This window comes from Saccharopolyspora sp. ID03-671, assembly GCF_045278815.1.
In the GTDB taxonomy this organism is placed as follows: Bacteria; Actinomycetota; Actinomycetes; order Mycobacteriales; family Pseudonocardiaceae; genus Saccharopolyspora; species Saccharopolyspora ipomoeae.
On record NZ_CP134054.1, the window covers coordinates 2,019,542 to 2,043,350 of the forward strand.

Here is a 23,809-nt window from a genome sequence, read left to right on the forward strand (position 1 = left end):
CGCCCGAACCCCGCGCGGTTCAGCCCTGGTGGATCGCGGTGAAGGGGTTCTCCCGCGACGGCTCCCCCGGTGGAGCCGATGACCACCAGGCGCCCGTCGCCGGTCTCGGCTCCGGCGGTCGGCGGGCCCTCCGCCGGGCCTTCGACGGCCTGCCAGCGGGTCCGCTCGTAGGTCGCGACGAGCGCGGTGATGATCCCGGCTCTCCTGAGCACGGTCGCCCTCCTCCGAGTGATCGAGACATCCGTCAGACGCCCGACACCGCTTCGACGTTGTCCGGATCACTCCACCAACACGACTGCGGCGGTCCCCCGGGGGTGGGGACCGCCGCAGTCGGTGTGCGCAGTCGGTGCGCGCAGTGGTCGTGCTGGAGCGTCAGGCGACGTAGCCGCGGGGCTGGACCAGGGAGGTCAGCTGGTCGAGGCTGAGCCAGTACTCCTTGTTGCCGCCGAAGTTCGCCGGGTCGGCGATCTGGACGTTGTTCTTCTCCGCGTCGTAGCCGACGATCGAGACGTAGTGGTAGATCGTCTGGCTCGACGGGTAGCCGGGCGGCTGGTTGCCGGGCGGCGCGACGATGTTGGCGACCATCGCCTTGCCGCCGTCGATGTTGCGGACCGTGTCGTCCCAGAGCTCCTTCTTCATCTCCGGGGACACCTGACGGCTGCTGAGGTCCTTGGCCACGTACTGCGTGCCGGTCGGGCCGAGCAGCTTGTTCAGGCCGTCGGCGACCTGGCCGACGTGGTCCGTGCCGTTCTCGGTGGTGCCGAGCAGGCCGGCCAGCTCGGTCTGGGAGGGCAGCTCGCCGGTCTTGCTCGACATCGCGATGCGCGTCGCGGCGGGACCGCACCAGTAGCCGGTCACCTGGGCCTCGTAGTTGACGGGGAGGGACTTGGTGACGGCCTGCGGGACGACCTCGGCCGGCTTGCTCTCGACCTTCTTCTCGGCCTCCTCGGGCTTCTTCTCCGCCTTCTCGTCGGCCTGGGGGGCGGCCGGTGCTGCGGGGACGGCGGCGGGGGCCGAGGGGGCCAGCGCGATGGGCGCGCGGGTTTCGGGGGCTGCGGGGGTCAGGGCGGGGGAGGGGCTCTGCACACCGACCGGTTGCGTAGCGGCGTCAACGCTGTGCGGGGTCGATGTTTCGGCGCTTGCCAATGCACCGAGGCCCAAGGCTGCGGCCAATCCGATCGGGGCTACCGCAACTGCGAGCCGGGGCATCTAAGTCTCCGTTTCGGGGCGGGAACATTACAACTTCATATCCTTACGCCAAGCGACGATCCTTTAATGGGCCGAATGGAGCAATCCATCGAGACCCGCGCCACCTTCTCACTCGCTGTCACGTGATCGTTTCCCCAGGTCATAGGCACGAGCAAGGATCACGGCGACGCGATCGACTTCCCCGGACAAGAACTGTCGGTGAACAGGCGAACACGATCCGCGATAATTGCGATGCAGTGCGCGAACCCGCAATTGACGGAGCGTGGCCCCGGCCGAGAACTCTTCTGTAATCATCCGACCACACAATGTCGAACCAGTAATCAGCGTCACATTCCGAACCAGGCCGGCGAGCACAAGAGGATCACTCGGCGATCCGTCGATCAAGACATTCGCGGTCACTCCGCGCGAACACTCCGCAACCGGGCGCCCACCGGCCAAGCCCGAATTGATCCGCATTGAGCGAGATCGCACCATTCCTCCTTTTCGATCTCCGGGCGCGCGGGGCGAGAATTTCCCATTTGATGGATCTCCGATGACGACGAACGCCGACGCGCCGGGCAGCTGTACGGCCTAGCAGGCCCCGGCCTCGCACTCCCCCGGACGTCCGCCACCAGCGAGGACGAGACGCAGGACACACCAGCAGGATTCTGGGAAGAACCGATGTGAACCACGCGAATCCGACTCGTGCGCAACACGAACGCAAAAAGCAGATGACTAGTATCGCCCCGCCGGATGACCCATCACCGGCACGGAAACGCCTGGACGTCGCATTTTTCCGACATGTCCTGGTCACGAAAGGACTTGATTTTCGTGGATTCATCGCTGCGGTCGGGGCCTGATGCTGCGCCCACGACCGACGCCGAGGGCTACTCGAAGTCGCTCGGCAACCGCCAGGTGCAGATGATCGCCATCGGTGGAGCGATCGGCGTCGGGCTCTTCCTGGGTGCGGGAGGCAAGCTCGCCGCGGTCGGCCCCTCGCTGGTGGTCGCCTACGCGCTGTGCGGTCTGGCCGCGTTCTTCGTCATGCGCGCGCTCGGCGAACTGGTGCTGTACCGGCCGGTCGCGGGCAGCTTCGTGGAGTACGCCCGCGAGTTCATCGGCCCCTGGGCCGGTTTCGCCTCGGGCTGGATGTACTGGCTGAACTGGGCCATGACCGGCATCGCGGAGATCACCGCGGTCGCCATCTACGTGCACCGGTGGCTCCCCGACCTGCCGCAGTGGATCACGGCGCTGATCGCGCTGGGCGTGCTGCTGGCCGTCAACCTGGTGTCGGTGAAGCTGTTCGGCGAGCTGGAGTTCTGGTTCTCGCTGGTCAAGGTCGTGGCGATCCTGGTGTTCCTGGTCGTGGGCCTGGGCCTGGTGTTCACCGCGACCGACATCGGCGGATCGCCGGCCGGCCCCGCCAACCTGACCGCGCACGGCGGCTTCTTCCCCAGCGGCTTCGGCGTCACCCTGATGGCGATGCAGTCGGTGGTCTTCGCCTACTCGGCCATCGAGATGGTCGGCATCGCCGCCGGTGAGGCCAAGGACGCGCGCAAGGTGCTGCCCAAGGCCATCAACGGCGTGGTGTGGCGGATCGCCATCTTCTACGTCGGCTCCGTGCTGCTGCTGGCGATGCTGCTGCCGTGGACCGTGTTCAACGCCGACGAGAGCCCGTTCGTCACCGTGTTCTCCCGCCTGGGCATCCCCGGCGTCGGCGACCTGATGAACGCCGTGGTGCTCACCGCCGCCCTGTCGTCGTGCAACTCCGGGCTGTACTCGACCGGCCGGATCCTGCGGGCGCTGGCCAACGACGGCGAGGCCCCGAAGTTCGCCGCGCGGATGAACCGCAACAACATCCCCTTCGGCGGGATCCTGTTCACCGCGGTCGCTCTCGTGCTGGGCGTCGTCCTCAACGGCGTGGTGCCGGAGCAGGCGTTCGAGATCGCCACGGCCATCGCCTCGCTCGGCGTGGTCGCGACCTGGGCGACGCTGGTGATCTGCCAGATGCGGTTGCGCACCAAGGCGCTTCGCGGCGAGATCGAGCGGCCGACCTACCGGATGCCGGGCGCGCCGTACACGAACTGGCTGACGCTGGCCTTCCTGGCGCTGGTGGTGCTCCTGATGGGCTTCTCCGACGGCGCCGAGCAGATCGCGTTCTACTCGATCCCGGCGATCGTCCTGGTGATCGCGCTCGGCTGGTGGGCGATCTCGCGCAACCGCGCGAAGCAGTCCCTCGGTTCCTGACCGCTGAACGAAGAACGGCTTCCGGGCGCGGACCCGGAAGCCGTTTTTTCGTTCAGCTGCGGGAAGATCAGGCGGGTTCGAGCAGGACGACGGGGATCGTCCGGTCGGTCTTGGTCTGGTACTCGGCGTAGTTCGGGAAGGCCGCGACCGCGCGGTCCCACCACAGCTCCCGCTCGTCACCGGAGAGCTCGCGCGCCGCGTAGTCCTTGCGCACCGGCCCGTCCTGCAGTTCGACGGTCGGGTTCGCCCGAATGTTGTGGTACCACACGGGATGCTGCGGGGCGCCGCCCAGCGAGGCGACGACGGCGTAGCGGCTGTCGTGCTCGACGCGCATCAGCGGAGTCTTGCGGATCTTGCCGGACTTCGCGCCCTTGGTCGTGAGCACGACCACCGGGTACCCGTGCATCGTCGCGCCCTCGGTACCGCCCGAGCTCTCGTACTTCTCCACCTGGTCGCGCACGAACTCGGTCGGGCTCGGCTCGTACTCGCCCGTCAACGGCATCGTCGTACCTCCATCACGAGAACTGGATGTGACCACGACAACATCACGGGCCCGCCGCGCATTCCACGCGGCTCACCCGATCGAGACCTCAGCGGCGGCGCGGTTTGCGGCCCTTCGCCGGGGCCGGGCCCCGCCGGTTCCCGGGCTTGCGCGGCTGGGGCTTGGCCGGTTGCGCCTTGGCCGGCGCCTTCTTGGCCTTCCGCTCGGGTTCGGCCTGCTGCTTGCCCCGGGTGCTGTTGACCGTGCGGCCGCGGACGATCCCGATGAACTGCTCCATCAGGTCGGGCGTCTCGTCGGTGACGAGCCAGCTCAGCGCGACGGTGGATTCCGGCACGTCGCCGATCGGCCGGTAGGTGAGGTCCTTGCGGTGGTGCAGCCGGGCCAGGGACTGCGGCACGACCAGCAGCCCCACCCCGGCGGCGACGAGCACGATCGCGTCGGCGGTGGTGGCCGGGCGCTCGATCGCGGGCAGGCCCGGCGGGCGCTCCCAGTCCAGGGCGTCGTCGAGCGGGTGCAGCACCACGTCCTCGGCCAGGTCCTCGGGGGTGACCTCGTCGGCGGCGGCGATGAGGTGGTCCTTGGGCACCACGACCACGGTCTGCTCGGTGTAGAGCGGGATGGCGTGCAGGCCCGTGCGATCGATCGGCAGCCGCAGCAGCGCCGCGTCGACCTCTCCCCCGCGGATCAGCCCGGTCGCCTCGGCGGGCGGGGTCTGGTGCAGGTGCAGCGGAACCCGGGGCTCGCGCTCCTGCCACTTGCGCGCCCACTTGTCGGGCGTCACGCCGGGGACGTAGGCGAGGTCGAAGGAGTCGGCCGAGTCTGTCACCTGGCCAGACTACCTACCGGAGTCACCGGATACGCTGGTCGGATGACGTCGCGCAAATCCGTCCAGACGATGAAGCCCGCCACGGCGGCCAAGAAGCTCGGTGTGCTGCTGGAGGCCACCCCCGCCGAGTTCCAGGAGGGCGTGGTCTCGCGCGACGAGCTCAACGCGCTGCAGGCCGACCCGCCGGAGTGGCTGCGCGATCTCCGCCGCAACGGCCCGCACCCGCGCCCGGTCGTCGCGGCCAAGCTCGGGGTGTCGATCAGCGGCCTGGCGCGCCACGGTTACGCCGACCCGCTGACCACCGAGCAGATCAACGCCCTCCGCGACGAGGACCCGGAGTGGCTCCAGCAGGAGCGCACCACCCGCGTCGAGGCGCGCCGCGAGGAGGAGCGGGCCCGCGCCCGCAAGGCCGACAAGGCCGCGAAAGCCGCCAAGGCGCGCGAGAACTCCTGATCAGGACCGCAGGTTTGCGCGCGAGCGGCGCCGGCCGCGAGGCGTGACCACCACGCCCGCAACCGGCACCGCCGCGGGTTCTCGGCGTCGTCCGGCGAGCACGCCGCGACGCCGTGCATCGGCATAGGTCAGGGGTGACGCGCGGAGTCCAGGCGGCGTCTGAGGTTCCGCTACCCGCACCGCTGGTCAGACGGTGTTCTGCATCAGGAAAATATGGGTTACAGTCGTGTTCCTGTTACTTCCAGTACAGCGTAGTGCGGAGGTGTGTGGACATGACTGCTGTCCATCACGTGGAACCGGACTTCTCCACGCGATTGCTCGAATCGTCGGAGATGTTGTCCTACGACCCGATGACCGAGATCGACTGGGACGCTCCGTTGCCGGCGAACCAGTACGGGCTGAGCCCCGAGTGGAGCACGCTCTACGGGACCAAGCTGTGGGACGGGCTCACCGAACAGCAGCGGATCACGCTGACCAGGCACGAAGTCTGCTCGATCATGAGCACCGGCATCTGGTTCGAGATGATCCTGCAGCAGATGATCCTCCGGGACCAGTACGTCAAGAACCCCGCGAACTCCGAGTTCCAGTTCGCCCTCACCGAGATCGCCGACGAGTGCCGCCACTCGATCATGTTCGCCCGCGCCTGCCAGAAGCTCGAAGTTCCCGCCTACTTCCCGCACAAGGTGGTCATCGAACTGGCGCGGTTCTTCAAGAGCGTCGCCGGTGGGGAGGTCGCCTACGCGGGCACGCTCGTCGCCGAGGAAGTGCTCGACGTGATGCAGCGCGACTTCATGCGCGATGACCGCGTGCTCGACGTCGTCCGCACCGGTTCCAAGATCCACGTGGTCGAGGAGTCCCGGCACATGAAGTTCGCCCGGGAGGAGACCAAGGCCCACGTGCAGGGCATCGGAACCCTGCAGCGCCAGGCCAGCGCGCTGCTGATCTCCGGCGTCGCCTACGCGATCATCACCAGCCTGGTCAGCCCGCAGGTCTACAAGGCGGTCGGCATCCGGCCCCGCGACGGGGTGGCCGCCGCCGCGGCCAACGAGCACCGGAAGTCCATGCTGCGCAACGCTTGCGCGGGCCTGATGGACTTCCTCGACGAAGCGGGCCTGCTCACCCCACCCGCGGTGGCGGTCTACCGGCAGGCGAACATGCTCTGAGTCAGTCGGCTGGATCCGCTTCTGCCAAGGGCAGATTCGGATCCAGCTCGATGCCGTAGACCTGGAGCGACTGGTCGAGCAGGTGCCAGGTCCAGTCGCAGAGCCAGTCGGTGAGCTCGTCGAGGGTGAGCCCGCCCGGGTCCTCCAGCCAGCTGTTCGCGCCGGACTCGACGAGACCGACGATCCCGAAGGCCAGCGGCTGCACGACCGGGATCTGGACGCCGAACTGGTCCAGGAAGAACTGGAACAGCCCGGTGACCTGGCGGGCGATCACCGTCTTGACGTCGGTGACGACGTTCTGCCCGGCCCCACCGGTCGCCGAGTTCATGCTCAGGTAGCGGTAGAGGTTGCCGTGCTCGGCCAGCCAGTTGGTGTGCGCGCCGATCGCGGCGCGGATCATCTCGTTCGGCGTGCCGCGCGGGTTGAACATCGGCGCGAGCTCTTCGGTGACCATCTCGGCGACGCGCTCGGCGATCGCCGCGCCCAGGTCGGCGGTGTCGTTGAAGTACTTGTACAGCCGCGGCCGGGCCACCCCGGCCTCTTCGGCCATCAGCTCGACCGACACCTCGGGCCCATGCTTGGCGATGGCTCTCAGCGCCGCATCGACCAGCTCTTTCCGCCGCTTCTCTCGATACCCCGCCCACCGGGCGCTGCGGCCGTCCACCTGCCGTGTCGTTGATGCGGTCACCCGCAAAGTCTAGCCGCCGGGAAAAAGGGACTCCGCAACCGCGGATTTATGGGGTACAGTCTGTTCCTGTTACTTCGAGTACGACGAACTGCGGAGGTGCGCAATGACCGCCGTCGGTGTTGCCGGCCAGAGCGCCGAGCAGGACTTCTCCAGCCGCCTGCTGGAGTCCTCGCAGACGCTCTCCTACGACCCCAGCACGGAAATCGATTGGGAGAGCCCGCTGCCCGAGGACCAGTACGGCCTCAACCCCGAGTGGAGCACGCTCTACGGGACCAAGCTGTGGGATGAGCTCACCGAACAGCAGCGGATCGCGCTGACCAGGCACGAAGTCTGCTCGATCATGAGCACGGGCATCTGGTTCGAGATGATCCTGCAGCAGATGATCCTCCGGGACCAGTACGTCAAGGACCCCGCGAACTCCGAGTTCCAGTTCGCCCTCACCGAGGTCGCCGACGAGTGCCGGCACTCGATCATGTTCGCCCGCATCTGCCAGAAGCTCGAAGTCCCCGCCTACTTCCCCAGCCGCGGCGTCATCGAGCTCGCGCGGGGGTTGAAGAGCCTCGCCACCGGTGAGGTCGCCTACGGCGCCGGTCTGGTCGCCGAGGAAGTGCTCGACGTGATGCAGCGCGACTGGATGCGCGGCGACAACGTCCTCGACATCGTGCGCACCAGCTCCAAGATCCACGTGGTCGAGGAGTCCCGGCACATGAAGTTCGCCCGGGAGGAGATCAAGGAGCACATGCAGAGCATCGGGCGGGTCAAGCGCCACATCAGCGCCGCGATCATCAGCATCGCCGCCTACGTCATCGTGAACGCCCTGGTCAGCCCGAAGGTCTACGCCTCGGTCGGGATCGACACCAAGCGCGCGCTGGCGGAGGTCAAGTCCAACGAGCACCGCAAGTCGCTGATGCGCAACGCCAGCGCCGGGCTCATCGAGTTCCTCGACGAAGCCGGCCTGCTCACCCGCACCTCGATCGCGTTCTACAAGCGCGTCCACATGATCTGAGCACACGGCCATGACCTACGCGATCACGCAATCCTGTTGCGCCGACGCATCGTGCATCTCGGTGTGCCCGGTCAACTGCATCCACCCCACCCCGGACGAGCCCGACTTCGGGACCACCGACCGGCTCTACATCGACCCGCGCGCCTGCATCGGGTGCGGCGCCTGCGCCGATGCGTGCCCGGTGGACGCGGTGTTCCCGATCGACAAGCTCACCGGTGAGCTGTCCGTGCACGCCGAGATCAACCGGGAGCGGTTCTCCGAGATCCCGGCCTCCTACCCCTGGGGTCAGCCGCAGTTCCCACGATCGCTGCCGACGCACGCCGCTGCGCCGAGCGTGGCGGTCGTGGGAACCGGGCCGGCCGCCGGCTACGCGGTGCAGTCGCTGCTGCGCTCCACCGACGCCGAGATCACGCTGATCGACCGGATGACCACGCCGGGCGGGTTGATCAAGTTCGGCGTCGCGCCGGACCACCCCAGCACCAAGCAGATCGAGCACACCTTCGCGACCAGCTACAAGCACCCGCGGGTGCGGATGCACCTGGGCGTGGAGGTGGGCCGCACCGTCAGCCACACCGAGCTGACCGAGCACCACAACGCGGTGATCTACGCCGTGGGCGCGCCCGGTCACCGCACGCTCGGGCTGCCCGGCGAGGACCTGCCCGGCACGCTCGCCGCGCGCGAGTTCGTCGCCTGGTGCAACGGGCACCCGGACCTGGCGGCCGACGCGGTGGAGCTGTCGGCGGAACGGGTCGTGATCGTGGGCAACGGCAACGTCGCGCTGGACGCGGCGCGGCTGCTGCTCAGCGATCCCGACGAGCTGGTCGGCACCCCGATCGCCGAGCACGCGCTCGCGGCGCTGCGCAAGAGCAAGGTCCGCGAGGTCGTGCTGCTGGCGCGGCGCGGGCCCGAGCACGCGGCGTTCACGCGCTCGGAGTGGGTCGGCATCCAGCAGCGGCTGGCGGGCCGCATCGTGGTCGACGGCCACGGCGGTGCGGGCGAGGTCATCGCCTCGGCGGCCGAGGGCTCGACCGCCGGGTTGCTGCGCGACCTGCCGGTCGAGGACGTCGACTGGGACCGGGCTCCGGCCGGGGACCGCCGCCTGGTGCTGCGGTTCTCGTCGGCTCCGACCGAGGTCGTCGGGGACGCGCAGGTCCGCGCGCTGCGGGTCGGCGACGGTTCCGGCAGCCGCGACGTGGAGACCGGGATGGTGCTGTGGTCGGTGGGCAGCCGCGGGGTGCGGATCCCGCAGCTGCCGTTCGACGAGGCCAGCGGGGTCATCCCGAACACCGCGGGCCGGGTTCAGCCGGGCACCTACGTGGTGGGCTGGGCCAAGCGCGGCGCGGCGGGCGGCATCGGTGCGAACCGCGCGTGCGCGGCGGAGACCGTCGACGCCCTGATCGACGACGCGGCGGCGGGCCGCCTCCACGCGGCCCCGAAGAACGCCAAGTCCTTCAACAAGCTCCTCCGCTCCCGGAAGTAGGGGTCCTGGAGTCGGACAGTTTTAGCCATAATTGTCCGGACAAAAAGGACATTGATCACGGGTGATTATGGCTAAAACTGTCCACTGGTGAGGAACGCACCGAACTGAACACCAGCAGAAGAGGCCGGGGGGCGCCAGAAAGAGGCCGGGGGCACGTGGGTTTCCACGTGCCCCCGGCCTCTTTCGACGGTTCGGTCAGTGCGCCGCGGCCGCTGCCGAGGCGCCCTGGCCGTCGGTCTTGCGGATGAACAGGGCGGTGGCGAAGGCCAGCAGGCCGATGCCACCGGCGACGATGAACGCCGTGCGCAGGCCCGCCGCGTCGGGGATGCCCGCCGGGTTGGTCGAGCTCAGCGACGAGACCGTCACGAACACCGCCGTGCCGAACGCGCCCGCGACCTGCTGCAGCGTGCCCAGGATCGCGCTGCCGTGCGAGTACAGGTGATCCGGCAGCGAGCTCAGCGTCGAGGTCATCAGCGGCGTCATCATCAGGCTCAGGCCCAGCATCAGCAGCAGGTGGAAGCCGATCACCGCGCCCAGCGGGGACTCCGGCGAGAGCGTGGCGAACAGCCACAGCGCCGCCGCCATCGCCGCCGCACCCGGGATGACCAGCGGGCGCGGCCCGACCCGGTCGAACAGCCTGCCGACCGGCCGACCCATCAGGCCCATCAGCAGACCACCGGGCAGCACCGCCAGACCGCTGACGAACGTGCTGGTCTTGAGCACCGTCTGCAGGTACAGCGGCAGCAGGATCGCCGCCGCGCCCAGCAGGCACATGAACAGCAGCGCGGCCAGCACCAGCGGCACCACGAACGAGCGGTTGCGGAACGGCCGCAGGTCCAGGAGCGCCTTGTCGTCGCGCTGCAGCCGCAGCTGACGGCTCACGAACAGGACCAGCGCCACGGCGCCCACCACGAGCGGCACCCACGGCGGGATCGCGTGCGCACCACCGGACTCGCCGATCGCCGACAGGCCGTAGAGCAGGCCGCCGAAGCCGATCGCCGACAGCAGCACCGACAGCACGTCCAGCGGGACCGACCGGGTCTCGCTGTCCAGTCGCATCCACACCGCACCGATCGCAAGGGCGAGCACCGCCAGCGGCAGCACGATCCAGAACATCCAGCGCCAGCCCAGCGAGGACAGCACCGCACCACCGATGGTCGGGCCCACGGCGGGGGCGACCGCGATGACGATCGAGATGGTGCCCATCGTGGCCCCGCGCTTGTTCGGCGGGACCAGCCGCATCGCCGAGGTCATCAGCAGCGGCAGCATCACCGCCGTGCCCGCGGCCTGCACGATGCGGCCGAACAGCAGCATCCCGAAGCCGGGCGCCAGCCCGCTCAGCAGCGTGCCGAGGCTGAACAGGGTCATCGCGGTGAGGAACACCTGGCGGGGTGTGAAGCGCTCCAGCAGGAACCCGGTGATCGGGATGACCACCGCCATCGTCAGCAGGAATCCGCTGGTCAGCCACTGCACGGTCGTGGTGGAAACGTTGAGGTCGACGGTGAGGTCGCGCAGCGCGACGCTCAGGATCGTCTCGTTGAGGATCATCACGAACGCCGAGGCGACCAGCACGCCGAGCAGCACGGTGGCGGCTTTCGGCGGCGTGGTCTGCCGGTCAGGCTCCGCGATCTCGGCCGTCTCGGTCATGGGGTTCTCGTGCACCTCGCTCGTGTGGGGCCTGGTCGCGGCCGGTGTTCCTCCCGGCCGGTCTGCCGGTCGGGCTCGCCGCGTCGCTGACGGCGATTCGGTGGAGTTCTGCGCTCTCAGGCGGGCGCGTCAGGTCCGCTCGCGCGGCGGATCGCCCCACACGGCTGTGGGGTCCGCGACGGCGTCGGGCGCGGCCGGATCTCGGCCGGCGGATCAGCGGGTCCAGTGCCGGGGCGGCACGTGAACCTTCTCCTTCACGAGCGTGCTCGTCCCCCAAGAGCTCCGGTTCAGCTTAACGCTCGGCGCGAACGAAAATTCCCGTCGCGACGAGGCATCGCGAAACCGACATGTTCACCGGCGTGCGCGACGTCTTCCATCATCCGGGCTGGTCAAGCGAATTTCCCGGCCGGTCGAGCCGCCCGGGCCCGGAGTTCCTCCCGCGAAGCGGATGATGAACGTCACGTCAGGAACGAGCCGCCCGCCAGCGCCCCAGCGCGGTGTCGAGGACCAGGAACGCCAGCAACGAGATCCCCAGCAGCGGCAGGAAGAACGCCACCACCAGCGTCACCGCGCCCAGCGGCAGCAGCACCCGCAGCGGGACCTGGCGCCAGGCGCCGCGGGCCACCGGGGCGCCGAAGCTGCCTGCCGGGCGGCGCGTCCACCACATCCGGTAGCCGAGCGCGATCGCGGTCAGCAGGGCCACCACCAGTCCGGCCAGCACGATCTGGTTGACCACGCCGAACAGCAGGCCCATGTGCGCGTCGACGCCCCAGCGCGCGAGCTTGGCCATCAGCGGCCAGTCGGCGAAGCGCACGGTCTCGACGACCTGGCCGGTGGCCGGGTCGACGGCGGCGGAGTCCTGCTGGGTGGGCCAGTGCCGCTGGATCTGCTGCACCACGTAGGCGCCGCCGTGGGACGGCGGGGTGATCTCCACCGGCCCGGTCAGGCCCTGGGCCTCGGCGGCCCGCAGCACCCGCTCCGGTCCGACGTCGACGCCGGTGTGCGCGCCGTGCCCGCCGTGGCCGTGATGGCCCTGGTGCTCCGGCGCGACGGCCGATGCGGAGACGGTCGGGGTCTCCCAGGACAGCGCCCCGCGCAGCGCGGTGACGTTGGCGCCCGCGTAGTTCGACCAGGTCAGACCGGTCGCCGACAGGAACAGCAGGCCCAGCGCGATCCAGGTCCCGAGCGCACCGTGCCAGGACAGCAGCCGCTTGCGCCCGGTGGCCGCGGGCGCGGGGACGACGAGGGACCTGCGGGTGGCGCGGCGGCGCCGGAACCACAGCAGCAGACCGCCGAGCACCACCACCCACAGCCAGCTCGCCGCGAGCTCGCTGTAGAGCCTGCCGAAGTCGCCCAGGTGCAGGCCGCGGTGCAGGTTGTCGATCCACGCGCGCAGCGGCAGCGCCTGGCCGCTGCCGTAGGTGTCGAGCACGCCGCGCACCTCGGCGGTGTGCGGGTCGATGAACGCGGTGCGCTGGAAGCTCTCCGGCAGGTCCGGGGCGGCGAACAGGACCTGCGTGGTGTCGGTCGGCGTGGGCGCGGGTCGGATGGACATCACCGAGGCGCCGGGCAACGCCTCGCGGGCGGCCGCGAGCTGGTCGTCGACGGGCACGTGGTGCGGGCTCGCGGGCACGTGCAGCTCGTGGTCGTAGACCAGCTGCTCCAGCTGCGGGCTGAACACGTACAGCAGTCCGGTGGTGGCGGCCACGACCAGGAACGGGGCGATGAGCAGTCCGGCGTAGAAGTGCAGCCGCAGCACCAGCGGGCGCAGCGCCGCCCACGTTCCGGCGGTGGGCGTGGTCTTCCCGGCGGCGGTCCTCTCGGCAGCCGGGGTCGTCTCGTCAGCCGGGGTCGCCTCGGTGCTCATCTCGTCTCCGTTCGCGCGTCGTGCGTCCGTTCGAGATGTCGGTGCCGGGTCCGTCCGGGTTCCCGGGAGTTGCCGCCGTCACACCGGAAGCCGTCCTCCCGCGCGGGACGCGCGCGGGTAACGTCGTCGCGCAGCGCAAGACGAGTGCGGGAGGTGCCGAGTGGCGAGCTGTTGTCCCCCGTCGCGCTCCGGTTCCGCGAGCGGGCCGGAGCAGCCGATCACGCCGGGCGGTCTCGATCGGGACGGGATGGTGGTGCTGCCGGGCGGCGTGTTCCGGATGGGCACCGAGGACGCCGACGGGTTCCCCGACGACGCCGAGGGCCCGGTCCGGGAGGTCCGGGTGGACTCGTTCGCCATCGACCGCCACGCGGTGTCCAACGCGCGCTTCGCCGAGTTCGTCGAGGCCACCGGGTTCGTCACCGAGGCCGAGCGGTTCGGCTGGACCTACGTGTTCGCCAAGTTCCTGCCGGGGCACCTGCGCAAGGAGTCGCCGCGCCCGGAGCAGACTCCGTGGTGGTGCGGCGTGAGCGGCGCGAGCTGGAGCCGTCCCGAGGGACCCGGCAGCGACCTCGACGGCCGCTGGGACCACCCGGTCGTGCACGTCTCGTGGAACGACGCCGTCGCCTACTGCACGTGGGCCGGCAAGCGGCTGCCGACCGAGGCGGAGTGGGAGTACGCGGCGCGCGGCGGCCTGGACCAGGCCCGCTACCCGTGGGGCGACGAGCTCACGCCGGGCGGCGAGCACCGCTGCAACATCTGGCAGGGGCGGTTCCCGGTCCGCAACACCGCCGAGGACGGCCACGTGGGCACGGCGCCGGTGGATTCCTTCGAGCCCAACGGTTTCGGGCTGCACAACGTCTCGGGCAACGTGTGGGAGTGGTGCGCCGACCGCTTCGCGGAGGGGATCGAGAACCGCTCGATGCGCGGCGGGTCCTACCTGTGCCACGACTCCTACTGCAACCGCTATCGGGTCGCGGCGAGGACGTCGAACACCCCGGACAGTTCGAGCGGGAATCTCGGTTTCCGCTGCGCCGCCGACGCCTGAGGGAATTCTTCCGGGCGCATCCCGGCACAGAATCGGAATGAATTGTTCCGATTCGGTGCCGGGAATCCGGGACTCACATTCCCGTGACGATGACGTCCGACGGGACCTCGGTGTCGTTGGCGAGCGCCCCGAAAAGCGTTTCCGCCTTTTCCCTGTCCCATTTCACGACGGAGGCGCCTTCGCTGGTCTCGCCGAACCCGGACATCGGGACCGTGGTGGTCACGCCTTGCCCGGAGGCGATGCCGTTCATCGCGAACGCGAGCCCGGCGAGGTGCCAGACGTGGTCGTCGGTGTTGACGATGAACGCGCCCGAGGTGTCCAGGATGAGCGGGAAGATCCGCAGCGGGTTGAGGAAAACCTCTGGGGAGGAGGCCTTCTCGGTGAGCGCGGCGAGGAATTCGCGCTGCCGCTGCACCCGGTCCAGGTCGCCGCGCGCCGATGCGCGGGTGCGCACGTAGCCCAGCGCCTGCGGGCCGCTGAGCTCCTGGCAGCCCGCCTGCAGGTCGAGGTTGGCCTTCGGGTCCTGCATCGGCTCCTTGACGCAGAGGTCCACGCCGCCGATCGCGTCGGTCATGTCGGCAAAGCCGCCCAGGCCGATCTCGGCGTAGTGGTCGACCCGCACGCCCGTGGACGCTTCGACGGTCCGGGTCAGCAGCTGCGGACCGCCGTAGGCGAAGGCCGAGTTGAGCTTGTCCTTGCCCCGCCCCGGAATCGAGACGTAGGAGTCGCGCGGCAGGCTCACCATCGTGGGCTTGCCGCCGGCCTGCGGGATGTGCACCAGCATGACGGTGTCGGTGCGGCGGCCCGCGGTGTCACCGGTTCCCAGCTCGGCCTGGCGGTCGGCGTCGAGCCCTTCGCGGCTGTCGGAGCCCACGAGCAGCCAGTTGGTGCCCGGCCCGTCGGCGGGCCGCTCCCCGTCGGTCGGCAGCGCCGCCTCCCGCTTGAGCGAGTAGTCCACGTAGATCAGGAAACCGGCCAGCGCCAGCACCAGGACCAGCAGCACGACCAGGATCTTCCTGCCCGTGCGACGGCGTTTCGGCCGATGGTTCGGTGGCCGTCCGTGTACCATCTGTTGCTGAGCGTAGTTCATCTGCCATCCGAGAAGTCGTGTTCGGGCAAGGTTTTTCGCGCTCCCCGACCTACCGCGCGGCGGGCGAGCATGCCAGATGATCATGCATCCGGAATAGGAGTGATCCCACAGCCCGGAACAACGATGCGGACTCGCCGGAATCACGCGAGAACAACGTTCGCTTACCCCGGCTAAATTGTTCACGCAGGGCGACTCCTCGATTTCCCAGGTCTTCGCCGGTTGCGGAATTCCTCTTCTCATTTCGAGGGGTTGTTCGTGGCGTTCCTCTCCACTCTCCGCAATCGCCGCGGGGTTGTTCCGACCGGTTCCGACTGACCACAATCCGGCCCCATGAATTACCCGCAGCCCCCGGGCCACGGCCCCTACCCGCCGCACCAGGGCGGCCCGTACCCGCCGCAGGGCCACGGCTATCCCCCGCAGGGTCGGCCCCCGCAGGACGACTACTACGAGGAGCGGCGCCGCCGCGACGAGAGCTCGGCCCGCGTCGCGCACGTCGTCCGCGTCGTGCTCGGCGTCGTGCTCACGATCTTCCTGCTGCACGTGCTGTTCGTCGTCTTCGACGCCAACCAGGGCAACGAGTTCGTCTCGGTCGTCTACGTCCTGGCCAAGACCCTGGTGCTGGGCCTCGGTGACGTGTTCACCCCCGACGACGCGCTGCTGGGCGTCGTCCTCAACTACGGACTGGCCGCGCTGGTCTACGTCGTCATCGGTCAGCTGATCATCAAGGCGCTGCGCCGCTGAACCGCGAACGACCCGGACGAGAGCGCTCGTCCGGGTCGTCTCGGGTTCGGCTCAGGAAGCCGGAGTCGGCGCTCCGGCGAAGGGGATGCTCGCCGGGGCCGGTTCGGCCTCCGCGCGGGCCGGGTGCCGCCAGAGGCCCTTGCGCTCCAGGATCGGCAGCACGCCCTCGCCGAACCAGTACGCCTCCTCCAGGTGCGGGTGACCGGAGAGCACGAACTCGTCGATGCCCAGCGCGTGGTACTCCTCGATGCGCTCGGCGACCTCGGCGTGGCTGCCCACCAGCGCCGTGCCCGCTCCCCCGCGCACCAGGCCGACGCCCGCCCACAGGTTCGGGTAGATCTCCAGCTCCGAGGTGGAGCCGCGGTGCAGCTCCAGCATCCGCTTCTGGCCCTCGGACTCGCTGCGGCCCAGGCCCGCCTGGACCTGCTCGATGACCGACGGGTCGAGGGCGTCGAGCAGCCGCTGCGCCTCGGCCCACGCCTGCTCGGCGGTGTCGCGGCTGATCACGTGCAGCCGGATGCCGAAGCGCGGCGAGCGGCCCTGCGCGGCGGCCAGGCCGCGGATCCACTCGATCTTCTCGGCGACCTTCGCGGGCGGTTCGCCCCAGGTCAGGTACACGTCGGAGTGCTTGGCGGCGACGTCGCCCGCGGCCGGTGACGAGCCACCGAAGTACACCCGCGGCACCGGGTCGGGCACGCGGGTGAGCTCGGCGCCCTCGACGCGGACGTGCTCGCCGTGGAAGTCGACCCGCTCGCCGCGCCACAGGCCGCGCACGACCTCCAGGAACTCGTCGCAGCGGGCGTAGCGGGCGTCCTTGTCCAGGAAGTCGCCGTAGGCGCGCTGCTCGTGGCTCTCGCCGCCGGTGACGACGTTGAGCAGCAGCCGCTGCCCGGAGTGCCGCTGGAAGGTCGCGGCCATCTGCGCGCCGAGGGTCGGCGAGAGCAGGCCGGGCCGGAAGGCGACCAGGAACTTCAGCCGCTCGGTGACCTCGGCGAGCATCGCGGTCGACAGCCACGCGTCCTCGCACCACGCACCGGTCGGCGTCAGCGCGCCTTCGAACCCGAGCTGCTCGGCGCTGCGCGCGATCTGCCCGAGGTAGCCCAGCGTGGCCGGGCGGGCGCCACCGGCGGTGTGCGTGGGCGTGCCGTGCCCGCCGCCGACGAGGTAGCGGCTGTCGCCGTAGGTGGGCAGGAACCAGTGGAAGGTGAGGGACATCTGCTTCTCCAAAAGTCCGACGTGGACTGCCTGTCCGATCTGAGCGGGAGGGGAAGTCAGCTGCGACAGGCCTGCGCGACCACGCGGAGCAGGTCCACGTGGCGGCGGCGGGTCAGGGGTTCCACGCGCTTCATCGTTCGGCAGCGGGCGGAGCGAAGTCAACGAACGCGCGACGCATCCCACAAAGTGGAAAATTGCTCCCACTGTTGACCGGGCCGGGGCCCGGCGGCGAAGCTCGGCCCGTGCTCCACCCCGCACTGCTGACCTCCCGCCACCACGTCGACCTGCTCCGCGTGGCCTCCGCGGCGTGTCCGGGTACCTGATCCCGACACCCGTTCTTAACCGGCCGGACCCCGGCCTTGGAGGCAGTGATGACCGCGGGCCTGCAGCCTGCTCCGGACGTGCGCGAGGTCTCGCGCCGCGACGTGCGCACCGTGATCGTGTCGAGCCTGATGGGCACCACGGTCGAGTGGTACGACTTCTTCCTGTACAGCACCGCGGCCGGGCTGGTGTTCGACAAGCTCTTCTTCCCCACCGACGACCCCGCCGTGTCGACGATGCTGGCGTTCGTCACGTTCTTCGTCGGGTTCGTCGCCCGCCCGCTCGGCGGGATCCTGTTCGGACACATCGGCGACCGCATCGGCCGCAAGCGCACGCTGGTGACCACCATGCTGCTGATGGGCCTGTCCACGGCGGCGATGGGCGCGCTGCCCACCTACGAGCAGGTCGGGCTGCTCGCGCCGCTGCTGCTGGTGCTGCTGCGCGTGGTGCAGGGGCTGGCGATCGGCGGCGAGTGGGCCGGCGCCGTGCTCATGGCCGTCGAGTACGCCCCGCCCGGCAAGCGCGCCTGGTACGGCGCGTGGCCGCAGGTCGGCCTCGCGCTCGGCCTCGGCCTGGGCACCGGGCTGTTCGCGCTGCTGGGCAACGTCCTCGACGACGCGCAGTTCCTCGGCTACGGCTGGCGGATCGCGTTCGGCGTGAGCATCCTGCTGGTCCTCATCGGCCTGGTGATCCGGCTGCGGGTGGCCGAAACCCCGCCGTTCGAGCGGATGCGGGAGACCCAGGGAGCCGCCAAGGCACCGCTGGTGGAGCTGTTCCGCGACCGCACCACCCGCCGCAACACCGTGCTGGGACTGCTCTCGCGGTGGGCCGAGGGCGCCGCGTTCAACACCTGGGCGGTGTTCTTCCTGTCGTACGCCACCTCGACCCTGCACCTGCCGCGCAACGGCGTGCTGATCTCGGTGATGCTGGCCTCGGCCGTGCTGGCGGTGCTGCTGCCGGTGTTCGGACGCGTCAGCGACCGCATCACGCCCCGCCGCGCCTACGCGCTGGGCGCCGGGCTGTTCGCGCTGTCGGTCTACCCCGCGTTCGTGGCGTTCCAGACCCGGGACCTGCTGCTGTCCGGGATCATCATCGTGCTGGTGCTGGGCGTGGTGCACGCGCTGCTCTACGCGCCCCAGGGCACCCTCTACGCCCAGCTGGCCCCGGTGCGCTCGCGCTACACCGGGATGTCGTTCGTCTACCAGTTCTCCGGCATCTACGCCTCGGGCCTGACCCCGCTCATCGTCACCGCGCTCATCGCGGTCGGCGGCGGGTCGCCGTGGTGGGCGTGCGGCTACCTGGTGCTCACCGGCCTCATCGGCCTCACCGCCACCCTCGCGCTGCGGCCCGCCGACCTGCGCGCGGCGGAAACCCGTTGATCGAGCGGACGAGCGCGGGCGTCGACCGGGAGAGCTTCGAACCCCCGGTCGACGCCCGCGTCGCGCTCACAGCCCCGTGCGGTAGGTGAACCGGGCCTTGCCGATCCAGATCTCGTCGCCCTCGTGAAGCTCCGCGGTGTCCACCGGCAGCCTGTTGAGGTACGTGCCGTTGAGCGAGCCGCCGTCGACGAGCACGTGGGCCTCGCCCCGGCGCCGGATCTCGGCGTGCTCCTTGGAGACGGTGATGTCATCTACGACGATGTCGCATATGGCGTCCCGCCCTATCGTGGTGCGCTCCGCCTGGAGCACGAAACCACTGCCCACCGCGTTGCCGCGGGTGATCATCAGGCGGGGCTTGCCGCTGAGCTCGTCGGCGGAGCGAGGCGCCGGAAGTTCATGAGGAGCGGACGCCCTGGCAGTCTCGGATTGCTTCTCGACTGCGTGCGATGCGGACGCGCCGATCCTGGTCTGTTCCATGGTCGTCTCCCTAGCCAACAAGCGTGAAACCTCCGAACGCACCTGCCCGTAATCGAGCGGCTACACACAGCATGCCGAAGGAACGACCGCACTCGCTAGGACCAACGTCCTCAATTCACCGAACCTGACGTGGAGTGTGAGCCAGGTCTCGGTGAATTCGGGGAGACTTTTCCGGGTGGGGCCGCCGGAAACGCGCGATATCTCCGACGGCCCCGGTCCGGATTACCTCACCGGCGTCCTCTCTTCGGGGCGCCTCACTTGACGGCGCCTCACTTCACGGCGCCCATCGACAGACCGCGCACCAGGTGGTTCTGCGCGATCCAGCCGATGACCATCACCGGCAGCGAGGCCATCAGGGCCGCCGCCGACAGCTGGGCCCAGTACAGGCCCTCGCTGGTGATGAAGCTGACCAGGAAGACCGGCACGGTGCCGGCCTGGGCGGCGGTGAGGTTGACCGCGTAGAAGAACTCCGTCCAGGAGAAGATCACGCAGATCAGCGCCGTCGCCGCGATGCCCGGTGCGACGACCGGCAGGATCACCCGGAACAGCAGCACCGGCAGCGGTGCGCCGTCGACCCGGGCGGCCTCGACCATCTCCTTGGGCACCTCCAGGAAGAACGACCGCATCATCCACACCGCCAGCGGCAGGTTCATCGCCGTGTAGAGGATGACCAGCGCCCAGACGTTGTCCAGCAGACCGATGTTCTGCGAGATGACGTACAGCGGGATGATCGCCGCCACGATCGGAAGCATCTTGGTGGACAAGAAGAATCCGAGCACGCCCTGGGTCCCGGGCACCGCCGAGATGGACAGCGCGTAGGCCGCCGGGACCGCCAGCAGCAGCACCAGCAGCGTCGACACGATCGTCACGAACGCCGAGTTGCCCAGGTACGGCAGGAAGCCGCGTTCCATGATCCCGGCGAACTGGCTCAGCGTCGGGGTGAACAGCAGCCGCGGCGGATCGGTGTAGGCGTCGGCCTCCTCCTTGAAGGAGGTCAGCACCATCCACAGCAGCGGGAAGACGAACAGGATCGCCACGACCCAGGTGAACGCCGTGAGCGCCCACCGGCCGATCGGGTTCGAGGTATGCATCAGCGCGCCTCGCTCAGGCCGAAGGTGCGGAACATCAAGCGCAGCGCGAAGTTCGCGACGATCAGGGTCAGGATGACCACGACGACGCCCATCGCCGAGGACTGGCCGATGTCGAAGCCCTCGAACGCGCGCTGGTAGATGTAGTACGGCAGGTTGGTGCTGGCCGTGCCCGGACCGCCCTGCGTCATCAGGAAGATCGCGTCGAAGCTGTTGACGATGTAGATCGCCCCCAGCAGACCCGCCAGCTGCAGGTACCGCGACAGCTGCGGCAGCGTGATCGACGCGAACGTCCGCCACCGCCCGGCGCCGTCGACCGCGGCGGCCTCCAGCACCTCCTTGGACTGGCCCTGCAGGCCCGCCAGGATCAGCAGCATCATGAACGGCGTCCACTGCCAGATGACCTGCGTCATCACCGACGCCAGCGGGAACTCCGCGAGCCAGTCGGTGTCGCCGCCGAAGACGAAGTTCAGCAGCCCGTAGGTCGGGTCGAACATCGTGGTCTTCCACAGCAGCGCACCGGCCGCGGGCAGGATCAGGAACGGCGTGATCAGCAGGGTGCGGACCACGCCGCGCCCCAGGAACTTCCGGTCCAGCAGGATCGCCAGGCCCAGGCCCAGCAGCATCGAGATGAACACGCACACCACGGTCAGCACCACGGTGTTGAGCAGCGCCCCGCGGAACTGGCTGTCGGCGAAGACGTCGACGTAGTTGCGCAGACCCACGAAGTGGCGCGAACCGGGCCGCACCAGGTTCCAGGACTGGAACGAGTAGACCACAGTCATCAGGAACGGGATCTGCGTGACCAGAACCGTGAACAGCAGCGCGGGCAGCAGCGGCGCCCGCCGCAGCCAGGCACCGGACTTCGCGGTCTCGTTCTTGCGCACCGCGGGCGCCTGGACTTCTTCGACCACCGTTTGGCTCATCGCGTCTCCCGGTAGGACTCGCCGACGGACTCGGCGTACTCCTGGGACTGCTCCAGGGCCTCGTCGACGGTGATCCGTCCGGCGATGGCCGCCGACAACTGCTGGCTGATCCGGGTGCCCAGGTCCTGGAACTCCGGGATGCCGACGAACTGGATCCCCGGGTACGGAACGGGGTTCGCCATCGTGTTGGACTGCTTCGCCTTGTCGATGCCGTAGAGCGTCGGCTGCGCGTAGGCCGCGGCGGCCTGCTGGTACTCCGGGATCTCGTAGGTCGACTTGCGCACGCCCGGCGGAACCCGGTTCCAGCCGAAGGTCGTGCCGACCTGCTTGACGAACCGCTTGGAGGTCATCCAGCTCATGAACTGCCAGGCGGCGTCCTTGTCCTTGGCGACCTTGGGCATTGCCAGCGACCAGGTGTAGAGCCAACCGGCCTCGGGGGTGCGCTCGACCGGGGCGGCGACGTAGCCGTTCTTGCCGACGACCTTGCTCTCGGCCGGGTCCTCGTTGGTGCCGGCCATGACCGTCGCGTCGTACCACATCGCGGCCTGGCCCTGCGCGTAGTGCGTGCCGCACTCGGAGAACCCGGCGCTGGAGGCACCGATCTCACCGTGCTCGCGCACCAGGTTCACGTAGAAGTTGGCCGCCGCCTTGAACTCCGGCGAGGTGATCTGGGCGTTCCAGTTCTCGTCGAAGTAGCGGGCCCCGAAGGTGTTGGCGACCGTGGAGAACGGCGCCAGGCTCTCGCCCCAGCCGGGCTTGCCGCGCAGGCAGATGCCCGACATGCCGGTGGCCGGGTTGTCGAGCTTGGCCGCGAAATCGGCGATCTGCTGCCAGGTCGGGTGCTCGGGCATGACCAGACCGGCCTGCTCGAAGAGGTCCTTGCGGTAGGTCAGGAACGACGACTCGCCGTAGAACGGCACCGCGTACATCGACCCGTCGTGCGACAGCGAGTCCCGGATGGTCGGGATGAAGTCGTCGGCGTCGTAGCCGGGGGTCTTGTCGATGTAGGGCTGGAGGTTCTCCAGCCAGCCGTTGGCCGCCCACTGCGGGGTCTCGTAGTTGCTGATCATCGCCACGTCGAACTCACCGCCCTGGGTGGCGGTGGAGGCGGTGATCTTCGCGCGCGCCTGGTTCTCCGGCAGCTGCACGAACTTCAGGTTGATCCCCGGGTTCTCCTTCTCGAACTCGCCCTTGAGCGCGACCGCGTCCTCCATCTGCGGGTTGGACACGATCGCGATCACCAGGGTTCGTCCGCCGGAGCCCAGCGCCCCGGCTCCGGCGCAGCTGGTCAGCAGCAAGCCGACCATCGCCAGCAGCGCGAGCCGTATCCGGCCGCGCCGTAACGACTTAGGCATCGGCACCTCCCGGCAGCACCTGGACCTTGAGCCCGGCGCCGCTGCGCATGAGCTCCAGGGCCTTGCCGAACTCCTCCAGCGGCAGCGCGTCGGTGAGCAGCTCGTCGCTGTCGATGGCGCCCATCGCCATCAGGTCGAGCGCGGGACCGAAGCTGTGCAGCACCGCCATCGAGCCGACGATCTTGATCTCGTCGTTGTAGATGCGGAACGGCGACAACGAGATCCGCGCCTCGGCCGGGGCGACGCCGAAGACCAGCAGTCGTCCGCCGCGGCGCAGCTTGTCGAAGGCGGTCTCGATGGCCGGGGCGGCACCGGTGCAGTCGACGGCGGCGTCGAAACCGCCCTCCAGCTCGGCGGCGTCCTCGGTGGTGGCGACCGCGCCCAGCCGCTCGGCGCGCGGCAGCCGCGCGGCGTTGCGGTCGGCGACGGTGACCTGCGCGCCCGCGCGCTGGAGCAGCTGCTGCATCAGCAGGCCCATCGTGCCCGCGCCGATGATCAGGAACTTCTCGCCGGCTTCGACGCCGATCTGCCGGACGCCGTGCACCGCGCAGGAGACCGGTTCCACGAGAGCGCCCTGCTGCCAGGTCAGCTCGTCGGGCATCCGGTAGCAGTTGGCCGAGGGAACGGCGACGTACTCGGCGAACGCGCCGTCGACGGTGTCACCCGTGGCGCCCCAGTTCGCGCAGAGGTTGCCGTGCCCGTTGCGGCAGGGCGTGCAGTACCCGCAGAACAGCGACGGGTCGACCGCGACCCGGTCGCCCACCTCCCAGTCGCCCGGGACGTCCGGGCCCACCTCGACGACCTCGCCCGCGAACTCGTGGCCCGGCACGATCGGGTAAGGCGTGGGCGGGAAGTGCCCGTCGGCGATGTGCACATCGGTGCCGCAGATGCCGGTGGCGCCGACCTTCACCACCAGTTGCCGCTCCCGAGGTACCGGATCCGGTACGTCGCCAACCCGGATGGAACCGGGTTCGTCAATGATCGCGGCCCGCATCACACCTCCGACTCCAGAGCGCTCATCTGAGCGAACTGCGCTGTACTCTGCCCTGAACTTGCCACGCATTGAAGAGGTTCACTGTTGATGACGTCAACCTTTCGTTCAGAT

At 69.4% G+C, this 23,809-nt stretch carries 21 protein-coding genes; 8 read left to right on the top strand and 13 right to left on the bottom strand.

Annotated features, from left to right (window positions below; genetic code table 11):
- Positions 1-372 precede the first annotated feature (372 nt).
- The gene (locus REH65_RS08900) at positions 373-1,086 is read right to left on the bottom strand and encodes a C39 family peptidase (protein ID WP_406692073.1); all 714 of its coding nucleotides are present in this window, start codon (positions 1,084-1,086) and stop codon (positions 373-375) included.
- A gap of 933 nt (positions 1,087-2,019) precedes the next feature.
- Here REH65_RS08900 and REH65_RS08905 point away from each other — a divergent pair.
- A complete protein-coding gene (locus REH65_RS08905) occupies positions 2,020-3,435 on the top strand; it encodes an amino acid permease (RefSeq protein WP_406692074.1) in 1,416 nt (471 codons plus the stop codon).
- Between the two features lie 67 nt (positions 3,436-3,502).
- On the opposite strand, the gene REH65_RS08910 is transcribed toward REH65_RS08905, so the two are convergent.
- Together REH65_RS08910 and REH65_RS08915 are read right to left on the bottom strand one after the other, a co-directional pair.
- A complete protein-coding gene (locus tag REH65_RS08910) occupies positions 3,503-3,937 on the bottom strand; it encodes a nitroreductase family deazaflavin-dependent oxidoreductase (RefSeq protein WP_406692075.1) in 435 nt (144 codons plus the stop codon).
- Positions 3,938-4,025: 88 nt separating this feature from the next.
- Positions 4,026-4,763: a LysR family substrate-binding domain-containing protein gene (locus tag REH65_RS08915; protein ID WP_406692076.1), complete on the bottom strand. Its 738-nt coding sequence runs from the start codon at positions 4,761-4,763 to the stop codon at positions 4,026-4,028.
- A 42-nt stretch (positions 4,764-4,805) separates the two neighbouring features.
- Here REH65_RS08915 and REH65_RS08920 point away from each other — a divergent pair, with 42 nt between their 5' ends.
- Both REH65_RS08920 and REH65_RS08925 read left to right on the top strand, forming a co-directional pair.
- Positions 4,806-5,216, top strand: a complete 411-nt coding sequence (locus tag REH65_RS08920) for a DUF5997 family protein (protein ID WP_281457717.1) — start codon at positions 4,806-4,808, stop codon at positions 5,214-5,216.
- 272 nt (positions 5,217-5,488) lie between these two features.
- On the top strand, positions 5,489-6,379 hold the full coding sequence (locus REH65_RS08925; RefSeq protein ID WP_406692077.1) for a diiron oxygenase: 891 nt from the start codon (positions 5,489-5,491) through the stop codon (positions 6,377-6,379).
- A 1-nt stretch (position 6,380) separates the two neighbouring features.
- On the opposite strand, the gene REH65_RS08930 is transcribed toward REH65_RS08925, so the two are convergent.
- On the bottom strand, positions 6,381-7,067 hold the full coding sequence (locus REH65_RS08930) for a TetR/AcrR family transcriptional regulator (RefSeq protein ID WP_406692078.1): 687 nt from the start codon (positions 7,065-7,067) through the stop codon (positions 6,381-6,383).
- 103 nt (positions 7,068-7,170) lie between these two features.
- On the opposite strand from REH65_RS08930, the gene REH65_RS08935 reads away from it, so the two are divergent.
- Together REH65_RS08935 and REH65_RS08940 are read left to right on the top strand one after the other, a co-directional pair.
- The gene (locus REH65_RS08935) at positions 7,171-8,073 is read left to right on the top strand and encodes a diiron oxygenase (RefSeq protein ID WP_281457720.1); all 903 of its coding nucleotides are present in this window, start codon (positions 7,171-7,173) and stop codon (positions 8,071-8,073) included.
- A 61-nt stretch (positions 8,074-8,134) separates the two neighbouring features.
- Positions 8,135-9,553 (top strand): FAD-dependent oxidoreductase, encoded by a 1,419-nt coding sequence (locus REH65_RS08940; RefSeq protein WP_406692079.1) that lies wholly within the window; start codon positions 8,135-8,137, stop codon positions 9,551-9,553.
- A 195-nt stretch (positions 9,554-9,748) separates the two neighbouring features.
- Here REH65_RS08940 and REH65_RS08945 read toward each other — a convergent pair whose 3' ends face one another.
- Both REH65_RS08945 and REH65_RS08950 read right to left on the bottom strand, forming a co-directional pair.
- On the bottom strand, positions 9,749-11,200 hold the full coding sequence (locus REH65_RS08945; protein WP_406692080.1) for a DHA2 family efflux MFS transporter permease subunit: 1,452 nt from the start codon (positions 11,198-11,200) through the stop codon (positions 9,749-9,751).
- 463 nt (positions 11,201-11,663) lie between these two features.
- Positions 11,664-13,067 (bottom strand): PepSY-associated TM helix domain-containing protein, encoded by a 1,404-nt coding sequence (locus tag REH65_RS08950; RefSeq protein WP_406692081.1) that lies wholly within the window; start codon positions 13,065-13,067, stop codon positions 11,664-11,666.
- Positions 13,068-13,227: 160 nt separating this feature from the next.
- Here REH65_RS08950 and REH65_RS08955 point away from each other — a divergent pair, with 160 nt between their 5' ends.
- Positions 13,228-14,112 carry a formylglycine-generating enzyme family protein gene (locus REH65_RS08955; protein WP_406692082.1) on the top strand — a complete coding sequence of 295 codons (885 nt, stop codon included), beginning with the start codon at positions 13,228-13,230 and terminating at the stop codon, positions 14,110-14,112.
- Between the two features lie 73 nt (positions 14,113-14,185).
- Here REH65_RS08955 and REH65_RS08960 read toward each other — a convergent pair whose 3' ends face one another.
- The gene (locus REH65_RS08960; protein ID WP_406692083.1) at positions 14,186-15,115 is read right to left on the bottom strand and encodes an LCP family protein; all 930 of its coding nucleotides are present in this window, start codon (positions 15,113-15,115) and stop codon (positions 14,186-14,188) included.
- Positions 15,116-15,532: 417 nt separating this feature from the next.
- Between REH65_RS08960 and REH65_RS08965 the strand changes: the two genes are divergently transcribed.
- On the top strand, positions 15,533-15,943 hold the full coding sequence (locus REH65_RS08965; RefSeq protein ID WP_406692084.1) for a hypothetical protein: 411 nt from the start codon (positions 15,533-15,535) through the stop codon (positions 15,941-15,943).
- Positions 15,944-15,994: 51 nt separating this feature from the next.
- Here the strand turns inward: REH65_RS08965 and REH65_RS08970 are convergent, their stop codons facing one another.
- A complete protein-coding gene (locus REH65_RS08970) occupies positions 15,995-17,158 on the bottom strand; it encodes an LLM class flavin-dependent oxidoreductase (protein WP_406692085.1) in 1,164 nt (387 codons plus the stop codon).
- Positions 17,159-17,529: 371 nt separating this feature from the next.
- Between REH65_RS08970 and REH65_RS08975 the strand changes: the two genes are divergently transcribed.
- Positions 17,530-18,858, top strand: a complete 1,329-nt coding sequence (locus REH65_RS08975; RefSeq protein WP_406692086.1) for an MFS transporter — start codon at positions 17,530-17,532, stop codon at positions 18,856-18,858.
- Between the two features lie 66 nt (positions 18,859-18,924).
- On the opposite strand, the gene REH65_RS08980 is transcribed toward REH65_RS08975, so the two are convergent.
- From REH65_RS08980 to REH65_RS09000, 5 genes are all read right to left on the bottom strand, one after another.
- The gene (locus REH65_RS08980) at positions 18,925-19,335 is read right to left on the bottom strand and encodes an FHA domain-containing protein (RefSeq protein WP_281457728.1); all 411 of its coding nucleotides are present in this window, start codon (positions 19,333-19,335) and stop codon (positions 18,925-18,927) included.
- Between the two features lie 269 nt (positions 19,336-19,604).
- Positions 19,605-20,426, bottom strand: coding sequence for a carbohydrate ABC transporter permease (locus tag REH65_RS08985; RefSeq protein WP_406692087.1), 822 nt, complete (start codon positions 20,424-20,426; stop codon positions 19,605-19,607).
- A complete protein-coding gene (locus REH65_RS08990) occupies positions 20,426-21,349 on the bottom strand; it encodes a carbohydrate ABC transporter permease (RefSeq protein ID WP_281457730.1) in 924 nt (307 codons plus the stop codon). Before REH65_RS08990 ends, REH65_RS08985 begins: the two co-directional genes overlap by 1 nt.
- Positions 21,346-22,704, bottom strand: coding sequence for a sugar ABC transporter substrate-binding protein (locus REH65_RS08995; protein ID WP_281457731.1), 1,359 nt, complete (start codon positions 22,702-22,704; stop codon positions 21,346-21,348). The genes REH65_RS08990 and REH65_RS08995 overlap by 4 nt, the downstream gene beginning before the upstream one ends.
- Complete coding sequence (locus REH65_RS09000) at positions 22,697-23,698, bottom strand: zinc-dependent alcohol dehydrogenase family protein (protein ID WP_406692088.1); 1,002 nt, start codon at positions 23,696-23,698, stop codon at positions 22,697-22,699. Before REH65_RS09000 ends, REH65_RS08995 begins: the two co-directional genes overlap by 8 nt.
- Positions 23,699-23,809: the final 111 nt, after the last annotated feature.